This is a genomic window from Variovorax sp. M-6 (assembly GCF_052114385.1).
In the GTDB taxonomy this organism is placed as follows: domain Bacteria; phylum Pseudomonadota; class Gammaproteobacteria; order Burkholderiales; family Burkholderiaceae_C; genus Variovorax.
On sequence record NZ_JBFREQ010000108.1, the window covers coordinates 1 to 742 of the forward strand.

Below are 742 nucleotides of genomic sequence, written 5' to 3' on the forward strand. Positions count from 1 at the left end.
TCGAGCGAAAAGGAGATGCCGCGCACGGCCTCGGCCGGGCCGCGCTGGGTCTGCAGCTGCACACGGAGATCGTTGACTTCGAGAAGTGGCATGGCGGGCTTCAGCGGGCGCGTGCGAGGCGCGGATCGAGCAGGTCGCGCAGTCCGTCGCCCAGCAGGTTCAGGCCCAGCACCGCGAACGCGATCGCCATGCCGGGGAAGACGGCCAGCAGCGGCTGCTGGAACATCAGCGTCTGCGCCTCGCTGAGCATGCGGCCCCACGAGGGCTGCGGCGGCTGGGTGCCSAGACCGAGRTACGACAGCGCCGCCTCGGCCAGGATCGCGATCGCGAAGCGGATCGTGATCTGCACGATCAGCACCGCCGAGATGTTCGGCAGCACGTGCTGCAGCGTGATSGCCAGCGGCCCCTTGCCGCAGGCGCGCGCGGCGGCGATGTACTCGCGCGACCAGATGGCGTTGGCCGAGGCGCGCGTGATGCGCGCGAAGGTCGGGATGTTGTAGATGCCGATGGCGACGATCGCATTGACGATGCCGGCGCCGAACACCGCCGTCATCATGATGGCCGAGAGAATGGCCGGGAAGGCGAGCGAGAAGTCGGCGAAGCGCATGATGGCTTCCTCGACCCAGCCGCGCCGCGCCGCCGCGAGCAGGCCCAGCGCGGTGCCGACCACCAGCCCGATGCCCACGGCGATCACGCCGACCAGGATCGACGCCCGCGCACCGACCAGCAGCAGCGAGGCGAC

General features: G+C 70.2%; 1 protein-coding gene. It reads right to left on the reverse strand.

Annotated elements, in window-relative coordinates:
- Positions 1 to 100: 100 nt before the first annotated feature.
- The coding region (locus AB4Z46_RS35365) for an ABC transporter permease (protein ID WP_442288216.1) at positions 101 to 742 on the reverse strand (642 nt) is incomplete at its 5' end.